Below are 26411 nucleotides of genomic sequence, written 5' to 3'. Positions count from 1 at the left end.
TAACTATTTTGCTAAAGCTTATATTGCGCTTAATTTAGCAGGATTTTTTGTAGCCTGTAAAATCACAAACTTATTGTTGGAAGCGATAAGTTTCACATTTTTATCGCCAAACAGACGTTTGAGTTTTGCGTCGTACCCGAGGTGACGATTTCCGATAACCAGTAAACGGCCATTTTCACTTAATACTTGTTTAGCATCGCAGAACATTTGCCAAGCAATATGATCGGTGATTGCCTGTTGTTGATGAAACGGTGGATTACACATAACCATAGAGCTGCTGCTGTGTTTAAAACCGTCCAAGCAATTGTTCGCTATGCACTGTATGTCTCTATTTTCACCAAGGTTGTCGCGTAGGTTCTGTTTTGCTGATTCAAGCGCCATAAAACTTTCATCAACACATGTTAGCCGAGCATTTGGATTCAACTGACCAAATTTAACAGACAGAACACCATTGCCGCAGCCGAGGTCGATGACATTGTCTATCGAAGGGTCTTGAGGCAGGTGCTGCAGCATAAAGCGTGCACCTAAATCTAAACTTTCTCCTGAATAGACATTTGGCATGTTCTTGAGTTCGATATCTTCGCCATCAACGCGCCAAGTCGTGAAAGGCATTACTTCAATCGGAGGCTCAACTGTTGCTTGAGAAAACACCAATCTGTGCTTTTTCCAGGCCAAAGATGTTTTTGTTTCGCCTAAGTATTTTTCAAACAGTTTTAGCGTCGAAGTATGAATGTCTTTCGCTTTATTGACTGCAATGACGGGGCAGGAAGCCGGTAGCGCCTTTCTTAATTGGCTTAGTATCCACACTAGATGGCGGTTACTTTTGGGCAGTTGCAGCAAGACGAGATCAATATTGGCAGGAACGAGGTCCATCGTGGTGGCAAACGCTACTTTATTGCACTGGTTTTGCTCGAGATTTTGCTGTGCACCTTTATGTGAGATGAATGAATCACTCATTAGCGTTACATGGTGCTTTTCCGAAAACCAGCAGGAGAGGGCACCAAAGCTGTCATTAATCACGAGGATGTTTTGATTGTCTGGCAAAGCAAGCTCTTCAACATGATTAATAAGATACTCATCACCGGCATCCCACGCTTGTAGCGTTTCGTTACTACGTTTTGGGAAACGATGAAGTGTTAAGCTTCGCTCGTGAAGGTTCAGTTCGGTTTTCATAGCTAAATGTAAGTTGATTTAGAAATTAAGTGTTATTGTCGCAAATGATGACGTGTCGAGATACAAAAAGCTGTCAAATTTTACGAGTTCAGTGATGGCTGCTCTTTAGACATGTTCGTGGAGTCAAGCGCCTTGAGACAATATGTCTACAAAGTGCGTCAATAATGAGAGTGACGTTTGAGTGATGCATGTCTGCTTTACTTAGGTATATACTTATGGAATTCGCATCAATGAGGAACGAATATGATCCAAGAAATCATAGAGAAGAAACTACACAGTGAGCTGCAACCCAGCTATCTCAAAGTCATTAATGAGAGCTACATGCATAATGTGCCACCAGGCTCAGAGAGTCATTTCAAAGTGATTGTTGTGAGTGATTCGTTCGCGGGACAGCGTTTGATTGGGCGCCATCGTCAAGTTCATCAAATTTTGGCAGATGAACTGGACAACCACATTCATGCATTAGCTATTCATACATACACTGATGAAGAGTGGAAGCGTGAACAAGATGGCGCCCCTGATAGCCCGATGTGTATGGGTGGTGGTCACTAAAAACGCAAGATATAAAGGTGCAGAGAAAAGGTGGCTTAAGGCCATCTTTTTTCGTTTTACATTCTTTAGGGACGTTAACGTGGCACAAATTCTGGTTAAAAAATGTGTTAACAGTGTTTCAACAAATGAATGGAAATTGCAGAATATTTCAGGCGATGAATATCACTTTTCCATAAGATATGTATGGAATATGGCATTTGTGCGATGGGTCAAAGTTATGACTATTCTTTGACCTTTTAGACCTGATTCTACCGAAATAACCCCTCTATTCTAATGATTGATCATGGCATCAAGTTCCTAAAAAATGCTAGACTACGGCACCTGATAAATCTCGCGTATTCCTTGTGACGAGATTTTTAATAGGATGTTGCGATTTTGATGTTTAAAACAACATCAAAACCGGACACTGATGTCGTGTCTAAAAGTTACGCAATCAAAAGAATCTTTTTCCCGATAAAAGTAGTGCAAGTGCGTATGATTACAATAAAGAAGGGCTTGGATCTTCCTATCGCAGGAACTCCATCCCAGGTGATTAATGATGGTAAGACCATCAAAAAAGTCGCCTTGCTTGGCGAAGAGTACGTTGGCATGCGACCTACCATGCATGTCCGCGTTGGTGATGAAGTGAAAAAAGCGCAAGTTCTTTTTGAAGATAAAAAGAACCCAGGCGTGAAATTTACTGCACCAGCAGCCGGTAAAGTGATCGAAGTTAACCGTGGCGCTAAACGTGTCCTTCAATCTGTAGTGATTGAAGTGGCAGGTGAAGAGCAGGTGACATTTGATAAGTTCGAAGCCGCTCAACTTTCAGGTCTAGATCGTGAAGTGATCAAGACTCAGTTGGTTGACTCTGGCTTATGGACCGCTTTACGTACTCGTCCGTTTAGCAAGGTTCCTGCAATCGAGTCTTCTACTAAGGCTATTTTCGTAACTGCAATGGATACTAATCCACTAGCAGCTAAGCCTGAGTTGATCATTAATGAGCAACAAGAAGCATTCATTGCTGGTCTAGACATTCTTTCAGCCCTGACAGAAGGCAAGGTTTACGTATGTAAATCTGGCACTAGCTTGCCACGCTCTTCACAGTCTAACGTAGAAGAACACGTCTTCGATGGCCCTCACCCAGCAGGTCTTGCTGGCACCCACATGCATTTCCTATACCCAGTAAATGCAGAGAATGTGGCATGGAGCATCAACTACCAAGACGTTATCGCGTTCGGTAAGCTGTTCCTAACTGGTGAGCTATGCACAGATCGTGTTGTGTCTCTAGCTGGCCCAGTTGTGAATAACCCTCGTCTAGTTCGTACCGTAATGGGTGCAAGCTTAGATGACCTAACAGATAACGAGCTGATGCCTGGCGAAGTTCGTGTGATCTCTGGTTCAGTACTAACAGGTACACATGCAACTGGTCCACACGCATACCTTGGCCGTTACCATCAACAGGTTTCTGTATTACGTGAAGGCCGTGAAAAAGAACTATTTGGCTGGGCAATGCCTGGTAAGAATAAGTTCTCGGTAACTCGCTCTTTCCTTGGTCACGTATTCAAAGGTCAGTTGTTCAATATGACAACGACGACCAATGGTAGTGATCGTTCAATGGTTCCAATTGGCAACTACGAACGCGTAATGCCTCTAGATATGGAGCCTACTTTGCTGCTTCGTGATCTATGTGCCGGCGACACAGACAGTGCTCAAGCACTGGGTGCGCTTGAACTGGATGAAGAAGATCTAGCATTGTGTACCTTTGTATGTCCAGGTAAGTACGAGTACGGTACGTTACTCCGTGAATGCCTAGATACTATCGAGAAGGAAGGGTAATTTTCATGGCTCTTAAAAAGTTTCTTGAAGACATCGAGCATCATTTTGAGCCTGGTGGCAAACACGAAAAATGGTTTGCCCTGTACGAAGCTGTAGCAACAGTTTTTTACACGCCAGGTATCGTAACAAATAAAAGCTCGCACGTTCGTGATAGCGTTGACCTAAAACGTATCATGATCATGGTTTGGTTTGCGGTATTCCCAGCAATGTTCTGGGGTATGTACAACGCAGGTGGCCAAGCTATTGCAGCACTTAACCACATGTACGCTGGTGACCAACTAGCGACAGTTATCGCAGGTAACTGGCACTACTGGCTAACAGAAATGCTTGGCGGCACTATTGGTGCGGAAGCGGGTGTTGGCAGTAAGATGCTACTAGGTGCGACTTACTTCCTGCCAATCTACGCAACAGTATTTATTGTTGGTGGTTTCTGGGAAGTGTTGTTCTGTATGGTGCGTAAGCACGAAGTTAACGAAGGTTTCTTTGTAACTTCTATCTTATTCGCACTTATCGTTCCACCAACGCTACCTCTATGGCAAGCGGCGCTAGGTATCACATTTGGTGTTGTTGTAGCAAAAGAGATCTTCGGTGGTACAGGTCGTAACTTCCTTAACCCTGCACTTGCAGGTCGTGCATTTCTATTCTTCGCTTACCCAGCGCAAATTTCGGGTGACGTAGTATGGACTGCAGCTGACGGCTTCTCTGGTGCAACTGCTCTTAGCCAATGGGCTCAAGGTGGTAACGGTGCTCTAGTTAACACAGTAACTGGCGCTCCTATCACTTGGATGGATGCGTTCATCGGTAACATCCCTGGTTCAATTGGTGAAGTATCGACTCTAGCTCTAATGATCGGTGCAGCGATGATCGTTTACATGCGAATCGCTTCATGGCGCATCATTGCGGGTGTAATGATCGGTATGATCGCAGTATCGACTCTGTTTAACGTGATCGGTTCTGACACTAATCCAATGTTTAATATGCCATGGCACTGGCACCTAGTTCTAGGTGGTTTTGCATTCGGTATGTTCTTCATGGCAACGGACCCAGTATCAGCGTCATTTACTAGCAAAGGTAAATGGTGGTACGGCATCCTGATTGGTGCAATGTGTGTGATGATCCGTGTAGTTAACCCAGCGTACCCAGAAGGTATGATGCTGGCGATTCTATTCGCGAACCTATTCGCACCTCTGTTCGACCATGTAGTGATTGAGAAGAACATCAAGCGGAGACTAGCACGCTATGGCAAGTAATAACGACAGCATTAAAAAGACGCTGGGTGTTGTTATCGGGTTGAGCCTTGTTTGTTCAATCATCGTATCAACAGCAGCAGTAGGTCTGCGTGATAAGCAAAAAGCTAACGCTGTCCTAGATAAGCAATCAAAGATCGTTGAAGTTGCAGGCATTGACGCAAACGGTAAGAAAGTACCAGAGCTATTTGCTGAGTACATCGAACCTCGTCTAGTAGACCTTGAAACAGGTAACTTTACTGAGGGTAATGCATCTACGTACGATCAACGTGAAGCATCAAAAGATGCAGAACGTTCAATCGCATTGACACCAGAAGAAGACGTAGCTGATATCCGTCGTCGCGCGAATACAGCAGTAGTGTACCTTGTAAAAGATCAAGATGAAGTCCAAAAAGTTATCCTGCCTATGCACGGTAAAGGACTATGGTCGATGATGTATGCCTTTGTAGCCGTTGAAACTGATGGTAACACTGTGTCTGCTATTACTTACTACGAGCAAGGTGAAACTCCTGGACTTGGTGGTGAAGTAGAGAACCCTTCATGGCGCGATCAATTCATTGGCAAGAAATTGTACAATGAAGATCACCAGCCAGCGATTAAGGTCGTGAAAGGCGGCGCACCGCAAGGTTCTGAGCACGGTGTTGATGGCCTATCAGGAGCGACGCTCACTAGTAATGGTGTTCAACACACATTTGACTTCTGGTTAGGTGATATGGGCTTTGGTCCTTTCCTAGCAAAAGTTCGTGACGGAGAACTTAACTAATGTCTAGTGCACAAAACGTTAAAAAGAGCATTCTAGCGCCAGTATTGGATAACAACCCAATCGCGCTACAAGTTCTTGGTGTATGTTCTGCTCTTGCAGTAACAACTAAACTAGAAACAGCTTTTGTAATGACACTAGCGGTAACATTTGTAACTGCGTTGTCTAACTTCTCTGTTTCATTGATCCGTAACCACATTCCTAACAGTGTGCGTATCATCGTTCAGATGGCAATCATCGCATCGTTAGTAATCGTGGTAGACCAAGTGCTAAAAGCTTACCTATACGATATCTCTAAACAGCTATCTGTATTCGTTGGTCTGATTATCACTAACTGTATCGTAATGGGTCGTGCTGAAGCATTCGCAATGAAGTCTGCGCCAGTACCATCTCTTATTGACGGTATTGGTAACGGTCTAGGTTACGGCTTCGTTCTTATCACTGTAGGTTTCTTCCGTGAGCTATTTGGCTCAGGCAAACTATTTGGTCTAGAAGTTCTACCTCTAGTGAGCAACGGTGGTTGGTACCAGCCTAACGGCCTAATGCTACTAGCACCATCAGCATTCTTCCTAATCGGCTTCCTTATCTGGGTAATCCGTATTCTGAAACCAGAACAAGTAGAAGCGAAGGAGTAAGGACGTCATGGAACATTACATTAGTCTGTTAGTTAAATCGATTTTCATCGAAAACATGGCTCTGTCTTTCTTCCTAGGTATGTGTACTTTCCTTGCCGTATCTAAGAAGGTTAAGACCTCTTTCGGCCTAGGTGTTGCAGTTGTGGTAGTTCTGACTATCGCTGTTCCTGTGAACAACCTAGTATACAACCTAGTTCTGAGAGAGAACGCGTTAGTTGAGGGCGTGGACCTTAGCTTCCTAAACTTCATTACCTTTATCGGTGTAATTGCAGCACTTGTACAGATTCTAGAGATGGTCCTAGACCGTTTCTTCCCACCTTTGTACAACGCGCTAGGCATCTTCCTACCGCTGATCACAGTAAACTGTGCAATCTTCGGTGGTGTATCTTTCATGGTACAACGTGACTACAACTTTGCTGAATCGATCGTTTACGGTTTCGGCTCTGGTGTGGGCTGGATGCTAGCAATCGTTGCTCTTGCAGGTATCCGTGAGAAGATGAAGTATTCAGACGTACCTCCTGGTCTACGTGGTCTAGGCATCACGTTCATCACTGTAGGTCTAATGGCGTTAGGCTTCATGTCTTTCTCTGGTGTTCAACTGTAAGTCGGGTAAACCGCAACAATTAAGGAATAGTCAATGGACATTATTCTTGGTGTAGTGATGTTTACTCTGATCGTACTTGCGCTAGTACTAGTGATTCTTTTCGCTAAGTCTAAGCTTGTACCAACAGGTGACATTACAATTTCTGTGAACGATGACCCTTCACTGGCGATCGTTACACAACCAGGTGGTAAGCTACTATCTGCGTTAGCTGGTGCTGGCGTATTCGTATCTTCTGCTTGTGGTGGCGGTGGCTCTTGTGGTCAGTGTCGCGTAAAAGTTAAATCAGGTGGTGGTGACATCCTACCTACCGAGCTTGACCACATTACTAAAGGTGAAGCACGTGAAGGTGAGCGTCTAGCGTGTCAGGTTGCAATGAAAACTGACATGGATATCGAGCTTCCTGAAGAAATCTTCGGCGTTAAGAAGTGGGAATGTACTGTTATCTCTAACGATAACAAAGCGACATTCATCAAAGAGCTTAAGCTGCAAATTCCAGATGGCGAATCAGTACCTTTCCGTGCTGGTGGTTACATCCAGATTGAAGCTCCTGCTCACCACGTGAAATACGCAGACTACGATATTCCTGAGGAATACCGTGAAGACTGGGAGAAGTTCAACCTTTTCCGTTACGAGTCTAAAGTTAATGAAGAGACCATTCGTGCATACTCTATGGCTAACTACCCAGAAGAGCACGGTATCATCATGCTTAACGTTCGTATCGCAACTCCGCCGCCGAACAACCCAGACGTACCACCAGGCATCATGTCTTCGTACATCTGGTCTCTAAAAGAAGGCGACAAGTGTACTATTTCTGGTCCATTTGGTGAGTTCTTTGCGAAAGATACAGATGCAGAAATGGTATTCGTTGGTGGTGGTGCTGGTATGGCTCCAATGCGCTCACACATCTTCGACCAACTTAAGCGTCTGCACTCTAAGCGTAAGATGTCTTTCTGGTACGGCGCACGTTCTAAGCGTGAAATGTTCTACGTAGAAGACTTCGATATGCTACAAGCTGAGAATGACAACTTCGTATGGCACTGTGCACTGTCTGATCCACTTCCAGAAGATAACTGGGATGGTTACACTGGCTTTATTCACAACGTTCTTTACGAGAACTACCTACGTGATCACGAAGCGCCAGAAGACTGTGAATACTACATGTGTGGTCCACCTATGATGAACGCTGCTGTAATCGGCATGCTGAAAGATCTAGGTGTAGAGGATGAAAACATCCTACTAGATGACTTCGGTGGTTAATTCCTCCAAGTGATTGAATCTATGGCTAGCTCTCCAAGAGCTAGCCATTATTTTTTATAGACATAAAACTGATATTCAACAGTTGATATAGGTAATCGGATTGAAAGGATTGGTCCTATTTCCCATATCAATTCAACAACATTGGGAGTTAACAAGTGAAAAAGTGGCTTGTTGCATTCGCTTCTCTATTGATTTTGGCTGGCTGTGAGCAGCCTGCAGATCAAATTCATTTAAGTGGCCCTACCATGGGGACTTCTTACAACATCAAGTATATCGAGCAAGATGGTATTCCAACGCCAAAAGCGATGCAGACAGAAATTGATCGCTTATTGGAAGAGGTTAATGACCAAATGTCGACCTATCGTGACGACTCAGAGTTAAGTCGTTTTAACCAGCATCAAACGAGCGAGCCATTTACAGTTTCGACACAAACAGCAACGGTAGTGAAAGAAGCAATTCGTCTTAACGGTCTTACTTTAGGCGCGTTGGATGTGACGGTCGGCCCTCTAGTTAACCTGTGGGGGTTTGGTCCAGAAGCTCGTCCAGATGTAGTTCCAACCGACGAAGAACTCGCTGCTCGCAAAGCAAATACCGGTATTCACCACCTATCTGTTGATGGTAATAAACTGTCCAAAGATCTTCCTAACTTGTACGTCGACCTATCGACAATTGCGAAAGGTTGGGGGGTTGACGTGGTTGCTGACTACCTTCAATCTGAAGGGGTACAGAACTTTATGGTTGAAGTTGGCGGTGAAATGCGTCTCAAAGGTGTCAATCGTGAAGGTGTGCCTTGGCGTATCGCAATTGAAAAACCGACCGTTGATGAACGTTCAATTCAAGAAATTATTGAACCAGGCGACATGGCAATTGCAACAAGTGGTGACTATCGTAATTACTTTGAGAGTAATGGTGTGAGATACTCTCATATTATTAATCCACGAACAGGCAAACCAATTCATCATAAAGTGGTGTCTGTAACGGTATTAGATAAATCGTCGATGACTGCTGATGGTCTTGCAACTGGTCTTATGGTGCTAGGTGAAGACATAGGCATGGCAATTGCGAACGAAAATAATATTCCTGTTTTCATGATTGTGAAAACGGAAGATGGTTTTAAAGAGTTGGCTTCGGAAGCATACAAGCCATTCATGAAGAAATAACAACAGAAGTGAGCATGTTTTTATGAATACATTTCTAATTACCTTTGCTGTGTTTGTCGCGGTAATCACTGCAATGGCTGTCGGATACATTTTCCAAAAGAAAGTCGTGAAAGGTAGCTGTGGTGGCTTAGGGGCAGTTGGCATCGAAAAAGTGTGTAATTGCCCAGAACCCTGCGATGCGCGTAAAAAACGTGAAGCGCGCGAGGCTGCGCGTGCTGAGAAATTGGCGGCGTGGGAAAAAGATAGAATTGCTTAGTATTGGTTAATCGTACTAAGAAAGTGATAAAGCTCAGCGTTCTGCTGAGCTTTATTTTTAGGCAGCTAACCAAAGCTCAGATGTCCGAGAAAGAGCCCAATACCGTGTTTTGTTGTTTCTTTCTCTCATGTTACAGAGCAAGACCACACTGATAGTCATTAGGACGAAGAAATGATTTGGTTACGTCCGTTCTCTTTGGCCATGTAAAGTCGCTCATCCGCCACTTTTATTTGTTGTTCCAGCTCCCCCTCGATGTTGCTTACACCAATACTCGCGGTCACAAGAATGTTTTTGTCCAAATAAGTTATTGGCGTTTTTTCTATGCGCTGTCTCATTTGTTCTAAGCGTGTTAGAAAGCCGTCATAGTCGCCACTGGCTTGAATACAAAACTCCTCGCCACCAAGCCTAGCGACAATATCATTTGGAAAATAGATTTTTAGAATATTCGCTATCATGACTAACACTGCATCGCCGCCCTCATGTCCGTGTGTATCATTTACTTGCTTAAAGAAATCGATATCAAGCATCGCGATGTTTCTTTGAGCGTTTTCTACATGGGGTTGCTCAAACAGAAAGCGGCGGTTCCATAAGCCCGTTAGCGCATCTTGATTTGCCATTTTAAACAGTTCAGATGTTGCGTCTTTGATATCTAACAGTTGGTGAATACGGCAAAAAAATTCTTCTTGATTAAATGGCTTGTATAAAAAGTCATTGGCCCCTGCTTTTAGAAACCTAGCCGTCATGGTCTTAGAGTTACTACCCGACAAGCCGAGAATGGCTAATTGATTTTTATCCCACTTCCGACGTAATTCACGCACCATAGTAATGCCATCTTTAACGGGCATATCATGGTCGGTTAAAACGAGAGTGATATCTGGATTTTGCTCGACAAGCTCTAGGGCTTTTTGCCCATTGTCAGCTTCCAACGTCTGAATATATTGATGCTCCAAAAGTTGGGCAATGTGTCTTCTTACGGTGTGTGAATCATCAACGACTAAACATTTGTGTTGTTGATTGTTGGTTAGTCGCTTGAGGAGTGGTAATAGATAGGAAACGGACGCCATGCTGTCTTTCAAAATATAGTCGAGGACACCTTTTGCAAGCATCTTTTCGCGAGTGTCTTCTTGAAATCGAGCCGTTAAAACAATGACACGATGACCATGTTCCAAAACGAGGTCAATAATCTCGCCATCTTGAGCATCCGGTAAACAATAGTCTAAAACCGCACAGAAGAGGTCCTGTGCTGAAGATAACAAGTTCTTTGCCTCCGCGTAGCTTTCCGCTGCGATGACCTCATAACCAGCTTGGCTTATTGTTTGGCAAAGAAAGTTTTTAAATGCACGACTATCTTCAACAACCAGAATCTTATTACTCAAGCGCAGTCCCCAAAATTAATTGTTTAAAATCAATGATAACTAAAATTAAACTTATCGCCATCAAAAAACACATGTCAACCAAAAGTAGAACAACTACTCAAATGTTTGACACGCATCCGTTAACATCACATCATTATTCCTGTCTTAGTTATATAATTATGTTTAGCTAACGTAGGGAGAAAGTAGTATGGAAATGCATCAACATGGTATGGCTGAGCTATTTCAACAACTGGGCCTCGGTAGCTCTCCTCAAGAAATGAAAGATTTTATTAATCAACATCGACACAAAAGAGATTCTGCGCCTTTACATGAAGCTAGCTTTTGGACGATGTCACAGGCGAACTTTCTAAAACAAGCTATCGAAGAAGATGCAGATTGGGCCGAATTAGTCGATCAATTGGACGTAATGCTTCGAGATTGACGTTCGCTTAAACACGCCCATTTCTCTTCAGGTAGATTTGATTTATACTGTTTTTTTGAACAGTGCTTTGATGGCTATGTCAGATCGAATTAGAAAAATTATTCATGTCGATATGGATTGTTTTTATGCTGCCGTAGAGATGAGAGATAACCCCAGTTACCGTGGCATTGCACTCGCTGTTGGCGGACATGAAAAGCAGCGTGGAGTGATTAGCACCTGTAATTATGATGCGCGTAAATATGGTGTTCGCAGTGCAATGTCAACGGCGCGCGCGCTGCAACTCTGTCCTCATTTGTTGGTTGTGCCCGGTAGAATGCATGTATATAAGCAAGTCTCTCAGCAGATTCGTGCTATTTTTGAGCGTTATACGCCTATCATTGAACCTCTCTCATTGGATGAAGCATACCTCGATGTCACGGACTCGACAGCTTGCCGTGGCTCCGCTACGTTGATCGCAGAGTCAATTCGCCGCGATATCTGGAGTGAACTTGGGTTGACGGCATCGGCGGGCATTGCTCCGATAAAGTTTCTTGCCAAGGTCGCGTCAGACATGAACAAGCCCAACGGTCAGTTTGTGATTCCGCCAGAGAAAGTCCAAGAGGTTATCGATAGTCTTCCGCTAGAGAACATTCCTGGTGTGGGGAAGGTGAGTCTTGAGAAGCTCCACCAAGCCGGTTTTTATCGATGTGAGGACATTAAAAACAGTGACTATCGAGAGTTGTTGAGGCAGTTTGGTCGTCAGGGTGCCTCCTTATGGCAGCGAAGCCATGGAATTGATAATCGAGAAGTCGTTGTTGAGCGCGAGAGAAAGTCCGTCGGTGTGGAAAGGACATTCAGCCAGAACATCGCAACCTATGATGAATGTTGGCAAGTGATTGAGGAGAAACTTTATCCTGAACTCGAGAAACGTTTAGAGCGTGCAAGCCCAGATAAGTCGATTATTAAACAAGGTATTAAAGTCAAATTTGCCGACTTTCAACTGACAACAATTGAGCACATCCATCCGCAATTAGAGCTTGAGGACTTCAAGATCTTGCTAAGAGATATTCTTAAACGCCAAAATGGACGGGAAATTCGCCTTTTAGGCGTGAACGTGATGCTCAAGCCCGAAGACCAAGCGCGTCAATTGAGCTTTTTTTAGGCCCTTACCGTTTCTACCTGCGTTAATACCTGCTCAAAACTTACATTTGCCATTGCACCATAACCTGCTAGCTTTGAGGCTTTTAGCTGGCTAATCAAAGGAGTGCTGATTCCGCACAAGAAGCGAGCAACGGCATCATTACTGATGGCCGATGGGGAAAGCTGAATAAACTCCCGCGCCCATATCGATACTTGAGATTGTTCAATATCTTCAGGTTCTGGTGCTGTGAATGTGGCGACGTGACCACGACACACGGAGCAGTGACCACATTGCTTTGGTGCATCGTGATCCGCAAAGTAGTTCGCCAATTGTGAGCTCAAACAGTGCTCGGACTGGAACAAGTGCAGCATGGTGTGGATTCTTTCGATATCTTTGCTTTCTTTGGATTGGAACAGTTCATACAGTTGTTGGATTAAAACATCCGAGCTCTGTTTGGTTGGCATAACTGAGTACACGTCCGTCAGTTGTTTGCTCTCTAGTTCTATCCAGCCGTTCTGGTGAAAATAGTCGAGCGCTGCGACAACTCGGCTGCGTTCCGATTGATAGTTCATCCATAGCGCTTCTAGATCAACTTGGCACCACACTTTGGCTTTTTGTGAGCAGGAAAAAATAGCCTCCACAAATTGACGTCGCTCGCCTTGAAATTGATTCACAATAAATTGCTGATCGTGCAAAAACTTAAACCGATATTCCGCAAAGTAACTGTACTTTGCTTCAATGACGTTATGTAGCTCCAAATAAACCAACAAGGTTTTGAGTGGCAATTGGCGGATATTACTTTCACGCGACAAACGCAGTGGCACTACCTCCCATTGTGGAGCATGTTCTTTCGCTTGCTCGACTACATAGTTAATTGACGTAAATTCTGGTGTGTCACCATAGACAAAATTCTCCAACACCGTTAGGCCGGACGTATTGCCTAGCAGAATGCACTCCGAGCGTTGCCCGTCCCTGCCTGCACGTCCAATCTCTTGTGCGTAGTTCTCGATTGATTTGGGTAAGTCGAAGTGAATGACGCGTCGAATATCAGATTTATCGACCCCCATACCAAATGCAATCGTTGCAACAATACAGTCAATTTGGCCATCCATGAACTGCTGTTGGATTTGTTCACGAACGTCGCTTTTCATGCCAGCGTGGTATGCGTGAGCGTTAATGCCAATATGGATTAATGACTTTGCTACTCGTTCTGCTGTTTGCTGCTGCGTCACGTATACGATGGTCGGAAGCTTAGGTGAAGAGGCGATGATCTCACTGAGCTGTTCTTGTTTCTTTGTTTCCTCACACGGGATCACCGAGATATCCAGATTAGAGCGGTAGAAGCCTGTAACGGTAATATGTTCACTGGAAATATCGAACTTTTTTTGCATGTCTTCAATAACTGCAGGCGTTGCCGTTGCGGTGAGAAGTAAAGACTGTGGGATGTTCAGTTCACGTTGATATTGCGGTAGTTTGAGATAATCTGGACGAAAGTTATGCCCCCATTCGGAAATACAGTGCGCTTCATCAATGACCATCAAAGAAATCGGTACTTGGCGAATGAATTCACGAAAACGCTCATTTTTTAGTCGCTCAACAGAAATCATCAAGATTTTGATTTGTCCATTCTTCACGCCAGCCATGACCTGTTGTGCTTCTTCTCTACTTTGACTGCTATCGATAGAAGCGGCCGCGATTCCTTTACTTTGTAAAAAGCTCAGTTGATCCTTCATTAACGCCAACAACGGAGAGATCACCAACGTAAGGTTGGGTAATATGGTTGCAGGTAGTTGATAACAGAGTGACTTCCCCGAGCCTGTAGGAAAGATTGCCGCAGCAGAGTAACCATTCATAACGGCTTCAATAACGGGTTGCTGACCTTGGCGTAATGAGTCAAAACCAAATACAGATTGAAGTGTTTGATGCAGCGAGTCACTTTGCATAATAGGGAAACCTTTCTTTGATGGTAAACTTGGCTACATTAACACACCCCGAATACTAAACGCGCGTCCTAAAAGTATGAACAAAGCTGACTTAGTCCAAATTATCATCCAACATCTGGAAGAAAAACTTCAAGTTGCCCATTCATCGGCTCAGCGAGCTATCGATGCCGCCACAGATGAAGAAACTGTTCCCGAGCACAAGTACGATACATTGGCACTTGAAGCCGCGTATCTTGCTCATGGACAAGCCATGCGAATTCAAGATAGTGAAGAGGAGTTGCGTCAATATCGTTCTTTAGTGACTCGTAACTTTAAGAATGCGCCTGTTGGTGTTGGTGCTTACGTTGTTCTCGCAGATGAGAATTTGATCGAAAAGCACTTCTTTGTAGGCCCTTGCTCTGGTGGTTTGACTGTTCAATATCAGACTCTGGAAGTCTTTGTCTTAACAGCCAAATCTCCTCTGGGTCGAGCGTTGTTCGGGAAAGAAGAGGGTGATGAGGTTGACGTGAAAATAGGAGATAAAACAACTTGTTACGAAGTCGTGACGATTTGCTGACATCTCATGTATCACTCAGTGTTATGTTTAACACGAGTAATGTTAAATAAAAGAGAATGACATGAAAAAGCTTTTTACACTCTCATTGCTGATGGTCAGTGCTACTGGTTATGCAGCGCAGTGTCGTGTGGACATCAATAATGAAGTCCGTATGGATGGGCAAAGCTTGGAAATTCGCCAAACGACAGGTGATAAAGCTGTCGTGGATGAGGATAACAACCTCTTCATCAAAGGTGAGCTAATTGAACTCAATGCCGACCAAAAAGCGGCAATTGAAGACTATCGCGAAAAAATGAACGCGTATATTCCACAAGCAAAGCAATTGGCGAGTGATGGTTTAGCGCTTGCGAATGATATTATTGATGATGTTGCGGAAAGCCTCGATGCACCTGGTGCGTTTGATAATGTAAAAGTCGCAGTAAAGGACTTTTTCGCTGATGTTGAATCACGTTACTACAAAGATGGTGATTTCATCCTGCCTGCGGAGAGTTTTGAGTCTATGACACAAGGGTGGACTGAAGACTTTGCAAAAGCACAAGAGATCTTCAATAAAGAGTTTTTAGCCAGTTCGTTGGATGCTTTATCGAAAAAAATGAAGGAAGAGGGAGGGATAAACCTCACTGCATTATCAGAGAGTATGGCTGAACTCAGCGCGAAAGTAGAAGAGCGTTTAGCCGAGCATTCGAAAGAGGTAGAACAACAAGCAGAAGACTTGTGCGATTCGCTGGATGACATGGCAGGGCAAGAAAACGATCTGTTGAAGAAAATCCCTGAGCTAAAAGATTACCGAGTATTTACGATTTAATTACTCATTAAAAAGCAAAAACTCGATGAGATAAAGAAAGAGAGCACTATTGTGCTCTCTTTGCGTTTTACTCGCTTATTCTTTGATAGCTTATTGCGCATTCATCTCGGTGAGTTTATCGCCGACAGGTTTTGAGAAGTTAAAGCCATCATGCTGATCCCAGTTGATAGACCATGTCATTACTCCTGCATAATTCGGGTAATGGTACGCTGGTTTAACGGTGCCACATGAAGTGCCTTTGGTTAAACAATCTAGTGCGTTGATAATATTCTGTGTTGGAGCCTGCCCTGAATTTGCCGAGCTAGGACCTGAAGGTAAACCGATTGCGACTTGATCATCGCGCAATGGTGCAAATTGAGTGCCGTCGGCCAACTCAAAACCTTCGATAAGCATTTTAGATTGCGCTACCATCATATCCACAGAGCCTTCTGGTGCACTGCCTGGCAGGTATGGGTTTGGCAAACCGCCGTTGTTATATAACTGGACGTGAAGCAAGTCGAGCGTGCTGCGTGTCTCGTTTATCACAGGAATGTAAGCTCCCCAAATACCGCTGTAAGCCACATAGCCGCCTTGAACATAAGGGTGCTCAGGCGCCATGGTTAGGTACATATCTCCACCCATGTTTTGCTCTATTTGAAGCAAAGCACGACCAAGGCGAGCTTGAATTTGCGAGCCATGAACTAAGTTAGAACCACTCTCTAAATCCACATCTAGACCATCAAAGCCCCACTCAGCGATAAGACCTGTTAGGCTAGAGACAAAGTTGGCTTCATCTTGGTCGGTATTCAGCGTAATCGTGCCTTCTGCGCCGCCAAGAGAGAGAACAAACTTCTTACCTTTAGCTTGAAGCGCTGCCATGTCCTGCTTGAATTGTGTTGGATCGAGTGCTGGACAATCGCTGTAAATATCGCCTGAATATAGATTAAAGTGCACAGTGCCATCACTGTTGCGATCATTTTCAGCAAAGGCAATATCAATCACATCCCAAGCATCTGCCATATCTGCTAGACGAATTGGACAGCCCGCACCATTTACAAAATTGTGCCAGTAACCGATGAGTTTATGGCGTTTCTCTACTTGCTCAACCACCGTTATTGCTGCGGCGTCAGACAGTGCATTGCTTCCTGACAAATCCACAGCTTGGGCGCTAACTGTAAAGTTACCAAGTGCAGTTGGTGTCCAGTTGGCTGTGTAAGGTGCTGTGGTATCGGTTGCAACAATAGAGCCGTTGATCATGAAATCAACGTGTTTAATGCCTGAAGTTAAAGACGTTGCATCGGCGCTTAATGCGAGACTTTTGCCTAATCCGACGGTTTGACCGCTGCTTGGTGAAGTCAGAGAGACGACCAAATCTTTATCGCTGACTTCCACACCAACCAGGGACTCTGACGTGTTGTTATCATTATCGGTTGCGACGGCTTTAAGCTGGTTAGCGCCAATAAGTGTGGCGTTCCAAGTAACGGAATATGGCGCTTGAGTGGTGACCCCTAAGCTGGTGTTGTTCGCAAAAAACTCAACTTGCGTGACTGTGCCATCAGCATCGCTTGCGTTTGCCGTGATTTCGTTATTGCTGCCAGCGAGCACGACTTGTCCATCCGTTGGTGCCGTAATGGTAACTTGCGGTGGTGTCGAACAAGCACCTAGGCCACTCCAAGCATCTTGCCAGTATAGCCCTTCACCAGGCTCGTAAGCCCATGTCGCATCCGAGGAGCACCAACCAGCAACATCACAACGATATTTTTGGTTGAAGTGAGAAACCAGGTCGCCAGATTGATAACTTGTGCCTGCCACATAAGGTACTGCATCTGCACATCCGCCTGTTCCGGTTTCTGCATTACTAATAACCAGCGCTACTTCTTGGCTCATCGTTGCGAGGTTTGTATCATCAGTCGCTTGTGCTTTGAATGAGTATGTACCTGGACTCGCGGTCCATTGATATTCGTAAGGTGCACTAGTATCAATGGCGACAGATTGATTGTTTACGAAGAACTCAACTTGTGTGACCACACCATCAATATCGTCAGCTTGAGCGGCTACGGTTAGGTTATCGCCTACATTAAGCACTTCTGTGCCTACTGGGCTGGTCAATGAAATGCTTGGTGGTGGTAATTCGACTTGTGGTTGAATTTGGATAGAAATCGTCGTGGTGCTAACGGCTCCCTCATTATCGGTCGCAATTGCGGTCAATTGCGAGATCCCTTCAATAGCGGTCCAAGAAGCTTCGAATGGTGCTTGAGTTACCACAGCAACGGTTTGGTTGCCTGCAACAAACTCAACTTGTGTGATTTGGCCATCTTCGTCTGCCGCGTTGGCTAACAAAGTGATCGCACTGCCTTCGGGAATTTGTGCGTTGTTTATTGGAGAGGAGAACGACACCGTTGGTGATAAGTTGTTGCTTCCACCATCGCATTGCCCTAACGCTTTCCATGCTTCCCAAGATCCTGAGTTGGTCACGGGGTCATTGCCTTGCGTCCAATATGCAGCCTCATAAGCGGCTCCTTGCGTTTTTACTAAAGCGCCCGATGTATAAGTCGCAGTGCTGTCCCAGTCGGGTAGACTTTGACAGTTATAGGCTTGAGCTTGGTAGCTGGCGCTGAGTGCTACAATCATCGCTCCGTGAAGTAGAGTGACCTTCATTTTCCTCTCCTTGAATCATGGGTATAAATGAGAACAGAGTAATAACTAGCTGATAAATAGACATTAGGGGGAAAAAGCGAAGCACAATATTCTGCTTTTCGACACAGTATCACGAGGAACAGTTCGTCCCTTACACCAGAGCTCATTATTTTTCGGCTCACTTCACGGCAGAAGGATTGGTAAAATTCAGCCACGTGAAACGAGCAACAGTCACGAGGCTTTTGAGCGATGAATATGAGATGTACGTTAAAATTTACAAGCTGAATGACTATAAATTACTTCAACTGTCGAGGATTTAACCGAGGTACTCTTGTTGAATAGTGAATATTGCTATAGTGTACTAGTTAGCTAGTTCAATGATATTTTTGTGTGAGTAGTATGACACAGCAAACCTCTTCTCAGCCTCGCGAGCATTTTGGCTCTCGTCTCGGGTTCATCTTAGCTGCCGCAGGTGCCGCAGTTGGCCTTGGCAATATTTGGGGCTTCCCAACTCAAGCTGCCAGTAATGGTGGCGGTGCTTTCCTGTTAGTTTATTTGGTGATGATTCTTATCGTCGCATTTCCGATGCTGGTGGTTGAAATGGCGATTGGTCGCCATGGTCAAGCCAACCCTGTAGACAGTATGCGTGCAATCACAGATAACCCTACCGGTAAAAAACTCGGCGGCATTGTGGGTTGGATTGGTTTAAGCGTACCAAGCGTTGTCTTAGCGTTTTATTCAATTGTTGGTGGTTGGTTGATCTGCTTTTTACTGGGTGCAATCACAGATCTAATGGGGTTAGAAGCTGCAACTCAATGGCTAAAGGGCTTTAGTGTTGAACGTAACTTGTTCGGAACCATTACTTTTTATGTACTGACGATTCTCATCGTACAAGGTGGCGTAAAACAAGGTATTGAGAAGTGGTCCACACGTTTGATGCCAGCATTGTTTGTTCTGTTTGCTCTGCTATTTGCTTACATCATGACGCAAAACGGTGCGATGGAAGGTCTGAAACATTACCTAGTGCCGGATTTTGAAAAGGTATGGGACCGCAAGTTGATTCTTGCTGCAATGGGACAGGGCTTCTTCTCGCTTACGATCGGTGGCTGCTCAATGTTGATTTACGGGTCTTACTTGAGTAAGAAAGAAAACCTACCAAAGATGGCGATGAACGTGACCATGGTAGATACTGCCGTTGCTTTCATTGCAGGGTTAGTGGTGATGCCAGCGATGTTTGTAGCAATGCAAAAGGGCGTTCAAATCTATGCAGAAGATGGCTCTCTCTTAAGCTCAGATACGTTAGTGTTTACGGTATTGCCACTAATGTTTGATAGTTTAGGTTTGCTTGGTCAATTATTCTCTATTGTGTTCTTCTTATTGCTGACGATTGCGGCGCTAACGTCTTCCATTTCAATGTTAGAGTGTCCAGTGGCTTTAGTGAGTGAGCGCTTCAATACTAAGCGCAGCGCAACGAGCTGGGTTTTAGGTGGTCTCATTGCTTTGTTCAGTGTGGTGATTGTTTATAATTTTGGTGCTCTATTTGGTATGGTCGCGACGGTTGCTACTCAGTATCTACAACCAACCGCTGCGCTCTTATTCTGCTTATTTGGTGGTTGGGTATGGAATCGCAACTCAAAAATCAAAGAGCTTGAGCAAGGTTGCCCGGAGTTTACGCAAGGTTGGTTTGGTAAGTTATGGCCTGCGTATGTGAAGTTTGTATGTCCAATTCTTGTGGCGACAGTCATCTGGGCTTCATTTGGCTAACCGAGACGCCTATCGAATAAAAGAAAAGGGCTTGATGGTAACTCATCAAGCCCTTTTTCATATTGGTTATTCTCGTTTCGGTTATCCGCCAAGAATGGTGTTGATTAACGGAATTGTCCTGCTTCTGGAAGAAAGTCAAAACCAGCAGAAGCCAGTTTTGTCTCCAGTGCTGTGCGTTCGATATCGAAGAAAGCCACCAGTTTATCTAAGTCACCACCGAAGTCGTCGCGTAGCTTCATATTCACAATGCTCATCAGCATGACAGGATCCATGGATTCAAAGTTCGCTAGATTCATTACTTATCCTCAAAATCTGAAATCAGTAGGTTTGCCGCAGCAAATGCCGCTTTTTCACGCACTTCTTTAGGCAGGGACTCATCCGCTGCAACATCGTTCAGTGCTTTAACTGCACATGAAATTGCTTGGGGAATATAAGCTTGATCGCCACTACCAATCTGAGCATAAAGCTCACGAACCAGTTCACAACAGCCGTATACTTGCATGTTTTCTTTCCACTAAATGATAACTTATCTCAATATACACACAGCGGATTTGAAACTCAAAGTACAGAGTTGTTTTGGCTCAAGTTGAAGGTTTGCTTGAGCGAGATTTAATCACTGCATTTGTGCTTCTAACTGCTGAGTGACTTCTGGTGAAAGTTGAAGTTGTTTTGCTAGTTCTTGCAGATACGCTTTTTCCATAAAGTTTTGTTCATCAGCGAAGATCAAAGACGCCAGGTAAATTTCTGACGCTTGTTGAGGAGAGGTCGCCTGATTAGCAATTTCAGCAGGATCAAGCGGTTTGTTTAACTCTTGCTGAACGAGGTGACGAACGTGCTCATCTGCGCCCATATCCGCGAGAGCTTGTTCAATGCGAGCCATTTCCTCTTCATCAACGTGACCATCAGCTTTTGCAGCTCCAATCATTGCTTTTAAAATTAAGACACTGTGTTTACTGTCATCGGGGTCAAAGGTTTCTTGAACACCTTGACCGGATTGCTTGGCTTGCCAGTCGTTATACACTTTGTAGGCCAAGGCTCCAAGCGCAGCTGCGCCACCGACTTTTAATGCGCTTGACCCTATTTTTTTAGTCATTTTTTTACTTTTCTTTGAGCCCATCAGCATACCGATGAGGCCTCCGCCTACAGCACCTGCTCCTAGCGTTTTTAGGCTACTTGAATTTGATGAGGATTTGATGTTGTTGGTTTGTTTGCCCAATGCATCTGCACCTTGCTTAAGTAAGTCTGATTTGAGTGCTTGGTTTAGAAGACTTTTTAAATCCATAACTGACCTCCTTTAGATGATGAAATCAGTTTAATAGCAAGAAGCTGAACCAAAGATTAACAAAGTGAATAGTTCGAAAAAGGTGGAGGGGGGCGTTGAGCTGTAATAAAAAGGGCTGACCGAAGCCAACCCTTTTTAACTATTTGAAACTACTTCAAATGCGAACTCGTCTAGTGCTTACTTTAGTTGAGCTTTTACGTGCTCAACAATGTCAGTCATTGCGACTGCTGTTTTCTCACCAGTAGCACGGTTCTTGTATTCGAAGTTGCCTTCTTTCATTGAGCGGTCACCGATAATAATGGTATGCGGTACACCAATAAGCTCCATGTCAGAGAACATTACGCCTGGACGTTCTTTACGGTCGTCAAATAGCACTTCGATGCCCATTGCTGTTAGCTCAGCGTACAATTTCTCAGCGGCTTCTTTCACTTCTTCTGACTTGTGCATGTTCATTGGAACGATCGCTACCTGGAATGGTGCGATTGCATCTGGCCAGATGATGCCGTATTTGTCGTGGTTTTGTTCAATAGCAGCCGCTACTACGCGAGTGATACCGATACCGTAACAACCCATTTCTAGGATGACGTTCTTACCATCAGGACCCAGTACACCACAGTTCATCGCTGCGGAGTAAGCGTTACCTAGTTGGAAGATATGGCCAACTTCGATACCACGCTTAAGCTGGATAATGCCCTTGCCACATGGGCTTGGGTCACCTTCCACAACGTTACGTAGGTCTTCAACTTGGCCAAGCTCTACATCACGACCCCAGTTAATACCGAAGTAGTGTTTGCCATCGATGTTCGCGCCCGCACCGAAGTCGCTCATTACCGCAACGCTGCGGTCAACAATGAACGGCAGTTTAAGGCCAACAGGGCCAAGTGAACCTGGGCCTGCACCGATAAGCGCACGAATTTCTTCTTCAGATGCCATTTCCAGTGGAGCTGCAACCTGAGGAAGGTTTTCTGCTTTCACTTCGTTCAGTTCATGATCACCACGAATAATAAGCGCGATGATTGGCGCATCAACTTCGTCAGATGCTTTCACAAACAGTGTTTTCACTGTTTTTTCAATTGGTAGTTCGAACTGCTCAACCAATTCAGCGATTGTTTTCGCGTTTGGCGTATCAACCAACGTCATTTCTTGTGTTGGTGCCGCAGCCTCAGAGGCTGGAGCTAGTGCTTCTGCTTTTTCAATGTTTGCCGCGTAATCTGACTCGCTAGAAAATGCGATGATATCTTCGCCGCTTTCAGCCAGTACGTGGAACTCTTGAGAGCCGCTACCACCGATAGCACCGCTATCTGCAAGTACAGGACGGTAATCCAGACCCATGCGATCGAATGCTTTACAGTAAGCATCATGCATTGCGTCGTATGACTTTTGTAGTCCGTCTTTATCAATGTCAAAGCTGTATGCATCCATCATTGAGAATTCACGTGAACGCATTACGCCAAAACGTGGGCGTCGTTCGTCACGAAATTTAGTTTGGATTTGGTACAGGTTTAGCGGAAGCTGTTTGTAAGAGCTCACTTCATTGCGAACAAGGCTAGTGATCACTTCTTCAGCGGTTGGGCTAAGTACAAACGGACGAACATGACGGTCAGTAAAGCGAAGTAGCTCAGGGCCCATCTTTTCGCTGCGGCCTGTCTCTTCCCATAGTTCAAACGGCTGAACAACGGGCATCAAAGTTTCGACTGCGCCTGCATTGTCGATTTCTTGACGAACGATGTTTTCGACTTTACGCAGTACACGTAGACCAGTAGGTAGCCAGGTGTATAAACCTGAAGCCAGCTTACGGATCATACCTGCACGTAGCATGAGCTGGTGGCTCACTACTTCTGCGTCGTTTGGAGTCTCCTTCAGAGTAGAAAGAAGATAATTACTGGTACGCATTAAATTTATCCGTTTATTTAAGTTAGATACCCAAGCTTGAATAAGCAGGAGTATGGGAGTTCCCGAAAGGGAAATTTGTTAGCCGTCTATAATATCAGCCAATTGCGTTTGTCAAAAGCTTTCAATAGCGGTAACCGTTATTAAGTTGCTTGTTGCTGTGAACTTTACGTTCAAGTCGAACAAATTTACCGCATATTCTTTGTCGTCCGGCTTGTTTTTCTTATATGCAGGGCGAGGATCTTGTGCCAGAACTTGTTCAATGACTGATCTTACATAGTCAGTATCGGATCGATTTTCTATCGTTGCTAATGCTTGAGCAGAAAAGGTGACTTGTGACTTTTCTGGCTCTTGGTCTGCGTATCCGCCTTGTGCTTCCGAAATAGAATCCGAATAGGGGATATAAGGCTTAATATCCACAATCGGTGTCCCATCCACGAGATCTACACTGCCTAAATCAAGATAGATTTGATCGCCTTGCTTAGTGACTCCTTTCACTTCAACGGCTGACATTCCGATTCCGTTTGGACGGAAAGTCGAGCGCGAGGCAAAGACACCAATTCGTTCATTGCCGCCTAATCGTGGCGGACGTACAGTTGGTTTCCAACCAGCTTCCAGATTCTGATCAAATAGAAACAACAACCAAACGTGAGAGAACTGTTCTAGCCCACGCACTGCTTCAGGGCTATTTGCTGCACCTAACAGTTTTACGCGTGCTTTAGCCTCTGGTACTAAGCGTGGTTGGCGCGGAACTGCAAACTTTTCTTTGTACGGTGTCTCAATGACGCCGATGGGGTCGATGGAATACATGGTGGACATCTTTAAGAATTCATTGAGATGAAAAGTATCACAAATTTCTCTTGCTTTTCTTGTTGATAATGATTATTAATTAAAATGTTATAACATAACAATTTAATTGAAAGGAAAAGTATTATGAAACCAGGAATCCACCCTGAATATCGTCCTGTGGTGTTCCACGACACGAGTGTAGATAAGTACTTTGTCGTTGGTTCTACGTTGAAAACGGAGAGAACCATCGAATGGAAAGATGGCAAAACTTACCCTTACTTTACGTTAGATGTGTCGTCAGCTTCTCACCCGTACTACACCGGTAAACAGCGCGTTGTACAAACCGAAGGTCGCATTGCGAACTTCAACCGTCGTTTTGGTCAATTTAAGAGCGAAAAGGAATAAATCATGAAGGTAGTAAAATCATTAAAAAGTGCAAAAAGTCGTCATCCGGATTGCCAGATTGTAAAACGGAGAGGGCGTCTTTATGTCATTTGTAAAACGAACCCGAGATTCAAAGCTGTGCAAAAGTAATCAGCCTGCATATATCTAGCTTATGGTTTTGTTTAATTGATAATGTTGAGTTAATTATCTTACATGGATGAAATATCTACATTTTTATTCAATGTTGGTTATAAATGCCTCTGTTCGTCACAGTTTGTAACATTTAGGGCTTTTATTTGACCTTCTACTCAAGTACCCTTCGCACGCTTTTTGACATTTTTGTCACATTTGCATAGGAATAAAAACAAGGAGGGAACAGATGAGTTCATCTGATTCAATTAAACAAAACTCGCCTAAGAAGCCGCTGTTTACGCGCTTTTTGGATACTGTCGAATATTTGGGGAACTTATTACCCCACCCGATCACACTATTTGCCATTTTCTGTTTAGCCATTCTGGTGATGTCGGGTATTGCAGGATACTTCGAAGTTTCCGTAGTTGATCCTCGTCCTGAGGGTGCAAAAGGTCGTGCCGCGGATGGCATGATTCATGTCGTTAGCTTGCTTAACGCTGATGGCCTTGAACTAATCGTTACCAATCTAGTGAAAAACTTTGTCGGCTTTGCACCTTTGGGTACGGTATTGGTTGCGATGTTGGGTGTTGCTATTGCTGAATACTCAGGCTTGCTATCTGCAGCAATGCGTGGCTTAGTCATGGGTGCATCTCAACGCATGGTAACAGTGACGGTCGTTTTCGCGGGTATCATTTCAAATACGGCATCAGAGCTTGGCTATGTGGTACTTATTCCACTGGCTGCAATGCTGTTCCATTCTTTAGGTCGTCACCCACTTGCCGGTCTTGCTGCGGCGTTCGCTGGTGTATCTGGTGGTTACTCAGCAAACCTACTTATTGGTACGGTTGACCCGCTGTTGTCAGGCATTACTGAAACGGCGGCGCAAATGATCGACCCAACTTACACTGTTGGTCCAGAAGTTAACTGGTACTTCATGTTTGTGTCGACATTCTTCATTGCAATCACAGGTGCGTTTGTTACTGAAAAAATTGTTGAGCCAAAGCTTGGCAAATACAGTGAAGAAGAAGCCTCAGAAGATTTGTCGAACGACAAAATGGGTGGCTTAACAGACATTGAGAAGAAAGGCCTAAAACTAGCAGGTGTTGCTGTACTGGTTGTTTCAGCGCTGCTTGCTTGGACGGTTGTTCCAGAAGACGGCATCCTACGTTCTGATGCAGGTACAATTGCAGGTTCACCATTCCTGAAAAGTATCGTGGCATTCATCTTTGTGTTCTTTGCTATTCCAGGCTTTGTGTTTGGTAAAGTTGTGGGCACGATGAAGACGGATCGCGATGTAATTGATGCAATGGCGAAATCTATGTCTTCTATGGGCATGTACATTGTATTAGTTTTCTTTGCGGCTCAGTTCGTTGCTTTCTTTAAATGGACTAACTTCGGTCAGGTATTCGCGGTTGCTGGCGCTAGCTTCCTGCAAGAAATTGGCTTAACTGGCCCAATGTTGTTCTTTGCCTTCATCCTGATGTGTGGCTTTATCAACCTAATGATTGGTTCGGCATCGGCACAGTGGGCAGTAACGGCTCCGATTTTTGTTCCTATGTTGATGCTTGTTGGTTATGCACCGGAAACGATTCAGGCTGCTTACCGAATTGGTGACTCGACGACAAACATCATTACTCCAATGATGAGCTACTTTGGTTTGATTCTTGCCGTAGCGACTCGTTACATGAAGAACTTAGGTATCGGTACGCTGATCGCGACCATGCTACCTTACTCAATCTGCTTCATTGTAGGTTGGAGTGTGCTGTTCTACCTATGGGTATTCGTATTTGGTTTACCAGTAGGCCCTGGCGCAGCAACATACTACACACCGTAGAAAACGGTTACCTCACACAGCTCCATCATAAAAAGCCTGC

Annotated in this window: 26 protein-coding genes; 17 read left to right on the top strand and 9 right to left on the bottom strand. The window is 44.5% G+C overall.

All coding sequences use genetic code 11. The features are described from left to right. Positions 1-18: 18 nt before the first annotated feature. Complete coding sequence (locus R7Z10_RS14155; RefSeq protein ID WP_054728423.1) at positions 19-1173, bottom strand: methyltransferase; 1155 nt, start codon at positions 1171-1173, stop codon at positions 19-21. 243 nt (positions 1174-1416) lie between these two features. Between R7Z10_RS14155 and bolA the strand changes: the two genes are divergently transcribed. The 9 genes from bolA (at position 1417) to nqrM (ending at position 9459) form a co-directional block, all read left to right on the top strand. Continuing rightward, positions 1417-1725 carry a transcriptional regulator BolA gene (gene bolA, locus R7Z10_RS14150; RefSeq protein ID WP_005380262.1) on the top strand — a complete coding sequence of 103 codons (309 nt, stop codon included), beginning with the start codon at positions 1417-1419 and terminating at the stop codon, positions 1723-1725. 474 nt (positions 1726-2199) lie between these two features. Further along, the gene (locus R7Z10_RS14145; protein ID WP_005380264.1) at positions 2200-3540 is read left to right on the top strand and encodes a Na(+)-translocating NADH-quinone reductase subunit A; all 1341 of its coding nucleotides are present in this window, start codon (positions 2200-2202) and stop codon (positions 3538-3540) included. A gap of 5 nt (positions 3541-3545) precedes the next feature. After that, a complete protein-coding gene (locus R7Z10_RS14140; RefSeq protein WP_005380265.1) occupies positions 3546-4790 on the top strand; it encodes an NADH:ubiquinone reductase (Na(+)-transporting) subunit B in 1245 nt (414 codons plus the stop codon). Beyond that, a complete protein-coding gene (locus tag R7Z10_RS14135) occupies positions 4780-5550 on the top strand; it encodes a Na(+)-translocating NADH-quinone reductase subunit C (protein WP_005380267.1) in 771 nt (256 codons plus the stop codon). Before R7Z10_RS14140 ends, R7Z10_RS14135 begins: the two co-directional genes overlap by 11 nt. After that, positions 5550-6182: an NADH:ubiquinone reductase (Na(+)-transporting) subunit D gene (locus R7Z10_RS14130; protein ID WP_005380269.1), complete on the top strand. Its 633-nt coding sequence runs from the start codon at positions 5550-5552 to the stop codon at positions 6180-6182. Before R7Z10_RS14135 ends, R7Z10_RS14130 begins: the two co-directional genes overlap by 1 nt. Before the next feature lie 7 nt (positions 6183-6189). Beyond that, positions 6190-6786, top strand: a complete 597-nt coding sequence (gene nqrE / locus R7Z10_RS14125; protein WP_005380270.1) for an NADH:ubiquinone reductase (Na(+)-transporting) subunit E — start codon at positions 6190-6192, stop codon at positions 6784-6786. Positions 6787-6819: 33 nt separating this feature from the next. Continuing rightward, complete coding sequence (gene nqrF / locus R7Z10_RS14120) at positions 6820-8043, top strand: NADH:ubiquinone reductase (Na(+)-transporting) subunit F (protein WP_005380271.1); 1224 nt, start codon at positions 6820-6822, stop codon at positions 8041-8043. Between the two features lie 155 nt (positions 8044-8198). Then, on the top strand, positions 8199-9203 hold the full coding sequence (locus R7Z10_RS14115) for an FAD:protein FMN transferase (RefSeq protein WP_115386255.1): 1005 nt from the start codon (positions 8199-8201) through the stop codon (positions 9201-9203). A gap of 22 nt (positions 9204-9225) precedes the next feature. Further along, positions 9226-9459: a (Na+)-NQR maturation NqrM gene (nqrM, locus tag R7Z10_RS14110; protein ID WP_005380273.1), complete on the top strand. Its 234-nt coding sequence runs from the start codon at positions 9226-9228 to the stop codon at positions 9457-9459. Between the two features lie 158 nt (positions 9460-9617). Here nqrM and R7Z10_RS14105 read toward each other — a convergent pair whose 3' ends face one another. Then, positions 9618-10835: a response regulator gene (locus R7Z10_RS14105; protein ID WP_005380276.1), complete on the bottom strand. Its 1218-nt coding sequence runs from the start codon at positions 10833-10835 to the stop codon at positions 9618-9620. A gap of 187 nt (positions 10836-11022) precedes the next feature. On the opposite strand from R7Z10_RS14105, the gene R7Z10_RS14100 reads away from it, so the two are divergent. Together R7Z10_RS14100 and dinB are read left to right on the top strand one after the other, a co-directional pair. Then, entirely contained in the window at positions 11023-11256 is a 234-nt protein-coding gene (locus tag R7Z10_RS14100) for a DUF2789 domain-containing protein (RefSeq protein WP_005380277.1), read from the top strand. A gap of 112 nt (positions 11257-11368) precedes the next feature. Further along, on the top strand, positions 11369-12397 hold the full coding sequence (gene dinB, locus R7Z10_RS14095; protein ID WP_318105118.1) for a DNA polymerase IV: 1029 nt from the start codon (positions 11369-11371) through the stop codon (positions 12395-12397). Here the strand turns inward: dinB and R7Z10_RS14090 are convergent. Further along, a complete protein-coding gene (locus R7Z10_RS14090; RefSeq protein WP_005380279.1) occupies positions 12394-14319 on the bottom strand; it encodes an ATP-dependent DNA helicase RecQ in 1926 nt (641 codons plus the stop codon). The two genes, dinB and R7Z10_RS14090, sit on opposite strands and share 4 nt — an antisense overlap. Positions 14320-14395: 76 nt before the next feature. Between R7Z10_RS14090 and R7Z10_RS14085 the strand changes: the two genes are divergently transcribed. Both R7Z10_RS14085 and R7Z10_RS14080 read left to right on the top strand, forming a co-directional pair. Further along, complete coding sequence (locus R7Z10_RS14085) at positions 14396-14875, top strand: GreA/GreB family elongation factor (RefSeq protein ID WP_005380280.1); 480 nt, start codon at positions 14396-14398, stop codon at positions 14873-14875. 61 nt (positions 14876-14936) lie between these two features. Next, entirely contained in the window at positions 14937-15680 is a 744-nt protein-coding gene (locus tag R7Z10_RS14080; protein ID WP_005380283.1) for a YggN family protein, read from the top strand. Positions 15681-15770: 90 nt separating this feature from the next. Here R7Z10_RS14080 and R7Z10_RS14075 read toward each other — a convergent pair whose 3' ends face one another. Beyond that, complete coding sequence (locus R7Z10_RS14075; protein WP_318105091.1) at positions 15771-18317, bottom strand: Ig-like domain-containing protein; 2547 nt, start codon at positions 18315-18317, stop codon at positions 15771-15773. A gap of 378 nt (positions 18318-18695) precedes the next feature. On the opposite strand from R7Z10_RS14075, the gene R7Z10_RS14070 reads away from it, so the two are divergent. Then, entirely contained in the window at positions 18696-20060 is a 1365-nt protein-coding gene (locus tag R7Z10_RS14070; RefSeq protein WP_318105089.1) for a sodium-dependent transporter, read from the top strand. 104 nt (positions 20061-20164) lie between these two features. On the opposite strand, the gene R7Z10_RS14065 is transcribed toward R7Z10_RS14070, so the two are convergent. The 5 genes from R7Z10_RS14065 to tsaA form a co-directional block, all read right to left on the bottom strand. Continuing rightward, positions 20165-20356, bottom strand: a complete 192-nt coding sequence (locus tag R7Z10_RS14065; RefSeq protein ID WP_005380289.1) for a DUF4250 domain-containing protein — start codon at positions 20354-20356, stop codon at positions 20165-20167. Beyond that, positions 20356-20562: a YaeP family protein gene (locus R7Z10_RS14060; protein WP_005391765.1), complete on the bottom strand. Its 207-nt coding sequence runs from the start codon at positions 20560-20562 to the stop codon at positions 20356-20358. The genes R7Z10_RS14065 and R7Z10_RS14060 overlap by 1 nt, the downstream gene beginning before the upstream one ends. 111 nt (positions 20563-20673) lie before the next feature. Further along, the gene (locus R7Z10_RS14055; protein WP_318105087.1) at positions 20674-21342 is read right to left on the bottom strand and encodes a tellurite resistance TerB family protein; all 669 of its coding nucleotides are present in this window, start codon (positions 21340-21342) and stop codon (positions 20674-20676) included. Between the two features lie 177 nt (positions 21343-21519). Further along, positions 21520-23235 carry a proline--tRNA ligase gene (locus tag R7Z10_RS14050; RefSeq protein ID WP_005380292.1) on the bottom strand — a complete coding sequence of 572 codons (1716 nt, stop codon included), beginning with the start codon at positions 23233-23235 and terminating at the stop codon, positions 21520-21522. A gap of 111 nt (positions 23236-23346) precedes the next feature. After that, entirely contained in the window at positions 23347-24042 is a 696-nt protein-coding gene (gene tsaA / locus R7Z10_RS14045; RefSeq protein ID WP_213962841.1) for a tRNA (N6-threonylcarbamoyladenosine(37)-N6)-methyltransferase TrmO, read from the bottom strand. A 123-nt stretch (positions 24043-24165) separates the two neighbouring features. Between tsaA and R7Z10_RS14040 the strand changes: the two genes are divergently transcribed. The 3 genes from R7Z10_RS14040 (at position 24166) to R7Z10_RS14030 (ending at position 26371) form a co-directional block, all read left to right on the top strand. Continuing rightward, positions 24166-24426 (top strand): type B 50S ribosomal protein L31, encoded by a 261-nt coding sequence (locus R7Z10_RS14040; RefSeq protein WP_005380295.1) that lies wholly within the window; start codon positions 24166-24168, stop codon positions 24424-24426. Positions 24427-24429: 3 nt separating this feature from the next. Further along, positions 24430-24555, top strand: a complete 126-nt coding sequence (gene ykgO, locus R7Z10_RS14035) for a type B 50S ribosomal protein L36 (RefSeq protein WP_005380299.1) — start codon at positions 24430-24432, stop codon at positions 24553-24555. A 229-nt stretch (positions 24556-24784) separates the two neighbouring features. Further along, on the top strand, positions 24785-26371 hold the full coding sequence (locus R7Z10_RS14030; RefSeq protein ID WP_005380301.1) for an AbgT family transporter: 1587 nt from the start codon (positions 24785-24787) through the stop codon (positions 26369-26371). The last annotated feature ends 40 nt before the right edge of the window (positions 26372-26411 follow it).

Source organism: Vibrio sp. Vb1018 (genome assembly GCF_033338775.1).
GTDB classification, from domain to species: Bacteria; Pseudomonadota; Gammaproteobacteria; order Enterobacterales; family Vibrionaceae; genus Vibrio; species Vibrio alginolyticus.
This window is presented reverse-complemented; position numbering and strand designations above follow the sequence as displayed.

Excerpts from the sequence above, each read along its gene's own strand:
- R7Z10_RS14055 (WP_318105087.1), bottom strand. The coding sequence starts at position 21,342 with ATGGATTTAAAAAGTCTTCTAAACCAAGCACTCAAATCAGACTTACTT.
- R7Z10_RS14090 (WP_005380279.1), bottom strand. The coding sequence starts at position 14,319 with ATGCAAAGTGACTCGCTGCATCAAACACTTCAATCTGTATTTGGTTTT.
- R7Z10_RS14145 (WP_005380264.1), top strand. The coding sequence starts at position 2,200 with ATGATTACAATAAAGAAGGGCTTGGATCTTCCTATCGCAGGAACTCCA.
- nqrM (WP_005380273.1), top strand. The coding sequence starts at position 9,226 with ATGAATACATTTCTAATTACCTTTGCTGTGTTTGTCGCGGTAATCACT.
- R7Z10_RS14065 (WP_005380289.1), bottom strand. The coding sequence starts at position 20,356 with ATGAATCTAGCGAACTTTGAATCCATGGATCCTGTCATGCTGATGAGC.
- tsaA (WP_213962841.1), bottom strand. The coding sequence starts at position 24,042 with ATGTATTCCATCGACCCCATCGGCGTCATTGAGACACCGTACAAAGAA.
- R7Z10_RS14135 (WP_005380267.1), top strand. The coding sequence starts at position 4,780 with ATGGCAAGTAATAACGACAGCATTAAAAAGACGCTGGGTGTTGTTATC.
- R7Z10_RS14040 (WP_005380295.1), top strand. The coding sequence starts at position 24,166 with ATGAAACCAGGAATCCACCCTGAATATCGTCCTGTGGTGTTCCACGAC.
- nqrE (WP_005380270.1), top strand. The coding sequence starts at position 6,190 with ATGGAACATTACATTAGTCTGTTAGTTAAATCGATTTTCATCGAAAAC.
- R7Z10_RS14140 (WP_005380265.1), top strand. The coding sequence starts at position 3,546 with ATGGCTCTTAAAAAGTTTCTTGAAGACATCGAGCATCATTTTGAGCCT.
- R7Z10_RS14130 (WP_005380269.1), top strand. The coding sequence starts at position 5,550 with ATGTCTAGTGCACAAAACGTTAAAAAGAGCATTCTAGCGCCAGTATTG.
- R7Z10_RS14085 (WP_005380280.1), top strand. The coding sequence starts at position 14,396 with ATGAACAAAGCTGACTTAGTCCAAATTATCATCCAACATCTGGAAGAA.
- bolA (WP_005380262.1), top strand. The coding sequence starts at position 1,417 with ATGATCCAAGAAATCATAGAGAAGAAACTACACAGTGAGCTGCAACCC.
- R7Z10_RS14030 (WP_005380301.1), top strand. The coding sequence starts at position 24,785 with ATGAGTTCATCTGATTCAATTAAACAAAACTCGCCTAAGAAGCCGCTG.
- ykgO (WP_005380299.1), top strand. The coding sequence starts at position 24,430 with ATGAAGGTAGTAAAATCATTAAAAAGTGCAAAAAGTCGTCATCCGGAT.
- R7Z10_RS14050 (WP_005380292.1), bottom strand. The coding sequence starts at position 23,235 with ATGCGTACCAGTAATTATCTTCTTTCTACTCTGAAGGAGACTCCAAAC.
- R7Z10_RS14155 (WP_054728423.1), bottom strand. The coding sequence starts at position 1,173 with ATGAAAACCGAACTGAACCTTCACGAGCGAAGCTTAACACTTCATCGT.
- R7Z10_RS14075 (WP_318105091.1), bottom strand. The coding sequence starts at position 18,317 with ATGAAGGTCACTCTACTTCACGGAGCGATGATTGTAGCACTCAGCGCC.
- dinB (WP_318105118.1), top strand. The coding sequence starts at position 11,369 with ATGGATTGTTTTTATGCTGCCGTAGAGATGAGAGATAACCCCAGTTAC.
- R7Z10_RS14100 (WP_005380277.1), top strand. The coding sequence starts at position 11,023 with ATGGAAATGCATCAACATGGTATGGCTGAGCTATTTCAACAACTGGGC.
- nqrF (WP_005380271.1), top strand. The coding sequence starts at position 6,820 with ATGGACATTATTCTTGGTGTAGTGATGTTTACTCTGATCGTACTTGCG.
- R7Z10_RS14070 (WP_318105089.1), top strand. The coding sequence starts at position 18,696 with ATGACACAGCAAACCTCTTCTCAGCCTCGCGAGCATTTTGGCTCTCGT.
- R7Z10_RS14060 (WP_005391765.1), bottom strand. The coding sequence starts at position 20,562 with ATGCAAGTATACGGCTGTTGTGAACTGGTTCGTGAGCTTTATGCTCAG.
- R7Z10_RS14080 (WP_005380283.1), top strand. The coding sequence starts at position 14,937 with ATGAAAAAGCTTTTTACACTCTCATTGCTGATGGTCAGTGCTACTGGT.